This window comes from Trinickia soli, from assembly GCF_002879855.1.
Classification (GTDB): domain Bacteria; phylum Pseudomonadota; class Gammaproteobacteria; order Burkholderiales; family Burkholderiaceae; genus Trinickia; species Trinickia soli.
In genome coordinates this window covers 1-2,138 of the sequence record NZ_PNYB01000059.1, presented here as the reverse complement: position 1 = coordinate 2,138, position 2,138 = coordinate 1, and the positions used below count along the sequence as shown (strand labels likewise).

1 protein-coding gene is annotated in these 2,138 nt (G+C 61.9%); it reads right to left on the bottom strand.

Annotated features, from left to right (window positions below; genetic code table 11):
- On the bottom strand, positions 1 to 2,138 hold a 2,138-nt coding region (locus C0Z19_RS27605; protein WP_233196317.1), incomplete at both ends, for a type VI secretion system Vgr family protein.

Genomic DNA, 2,138 nt, shown 5'->3' with positions numbered 1-2,138 from the left:
CAGTCCGCCTCGGTGACGGGCGACAAGCTGTTCGCGCTCCCACTGCTTTGCGTGACCGGACCGTCCAGATAGATCGCGGTGCCCTTCAGGTGAATGCCCGCCGCGTCGATCGTGATCGTCCCGCCCGGACCGATCAGTTGTGCCGTTGACGAGCCCGACAAGCTCGCCTGCCCCTGATCCGTGATGCGAAGCTGGTTGCTGTCGGGGCTCGATACGGACGCCGGCAACTGGGGGGCAAAGTCCGGCGATGGCTCGATGGGATTCGCTTGATCAGCCTTGACCGCATCGCCCACGGCCTTCCCGCGCACTGTCACCGTGTACGCATGTCCGACGTGAGCGGTCCAATCCTGCACCACCCGGTCCGTCCGGCTCATGCCCACCGTGCTGGCCATCTGCAAGCCAACGTTGCGCAGATACAGGCCGCCAACGTTGACGTTGCGTGCCATCCCGACGTTGAGCATCGCGCCCAGTCCCACGCTCTTAACCGAGGCCAGCGACACCGTCTCGAGCTTGTATCCGCCCGTGCTCAGCTTCCAGTGGCGGCCAATCTGCGCCGTCTCGTCCCTGCCTACCGACTTGCCACGGTCGTGACCAACGGTATGCGATTCGTCGTTCTCGACCTCGATGCGTTGATCCTTCTCGGCATGAATCCAGACTTCTTCCTGCCCGCGCTTGTCTTCGAAGCGGATCGCGTTCGCGTTGGCAGACGTGCCCCCTTTACTCGAACGCGTGAGCATGCCACTTTGCGTGGCGTTGGCCGGCAATGCCCACGGTGGCGTGTTCACCGCGTTGTAGACGCGAGAGATAATCAGCGGGCGGTCTGGATCTCCGTCCATAAACAACACGACCGCCTCTTCCCCGATCCGCGGAATCTGGATCATGCCGAAGCCTTTGCCCGCCCACGACTGCCCCACACGCAGCCACGGCGAGCTGCGCTGATCCTTTTGGCCGAGCCGGTCCCAGTTAAATTGCACCTTCACGCGGCCTAGCGCGTCCGTGTAGATCTCCTCGCCTTTCGGGCCTACCACGGTCACGGTCTGCGGTCCCGCAATCACCGGACGCTCGATCGTGAGCGCCGGCCGATAAGGAATCTTTTTGCGGATGCAGGTGAAGCTGCAGCTATATGTCGCTGCTCCATCGCCTGCTTGATAGTTGTTCTGCCCCGTATGCGTGACCGTGACCAACATGAATTGCCGGTTCTCCGGCTGCATATCCGTGTGGTCGTAATGGCCCTTGAGCTCGAAGTAGCGCCTTGGCATTAGCCGACGGCTCGTCGTCACACCGGAGAAGACCTTGCTGCCGGCCGCGAGTGCCTCGGCCCGAAAACGCGCCAGCTCGTCACCGCGGGCGCCCGCTGGGTATGCATGCGCGCCGAGGTAATCGTAGATTTCGTACGAAGGCACGTCGCCTTGCTCGATGGACGCGCGCTGCACCGCCGAGCGGCGCGCCCCGGGCACCTTGTAGTCGGCCGTCTTCAGCGCGATGGTGCCCGACTCCAGTTGCCTCGATCCATGAAACGACGTGATGACGTCAATATCGTCCAGGATCTCGTCCTGCGAATACGGCAGCGACGCACTCAACCCGTCGATCGGTTTGGCATTGGTCGAGCTGTCCGTGACGATGAGCGTGTGGCCGCTCTTCGTGTGCTCGAAATAGAAGAACAGCCCTTCCTCTTCCATCAGGCGCAGGGCAAAGTTCAGATCGGTTTCCCGGTACTGGGTGCAGTAGCTTCGGTTAGCCGTTCCCTTCGACAGCCGAAACTCGAACGAGGCGAGCGCGCCGTACGCCTGAAACACCTCGGAGAGGATGCTCTGGACAGTCTGTTCTTGGAAGATCCGGATGTCCTGGCGGCGCGAGAGCATCCACAGCCACGGACGCAGTGTCGCGCGATAGGTCGTGAGGCCACCGTCCGTATCCAGGTGCGAGAAGTTCGTGACGTAGCCGTGAAAGTACCGCTTCTCCGAACTCGCCAACGCCGCCGTCAACTCAAGGCTGATCGTCACGGGCTGCCCAAGCATCTGCTTCAGTTCGATATTGAAGTCCTGCGATGCAAAGCGCACGTCAATCTCGAAAACCACCGACAACCCCTCGGTGCAGTGAAAATCAAGCGGCACCAGTTCCGAACGGCCGGTCATCGG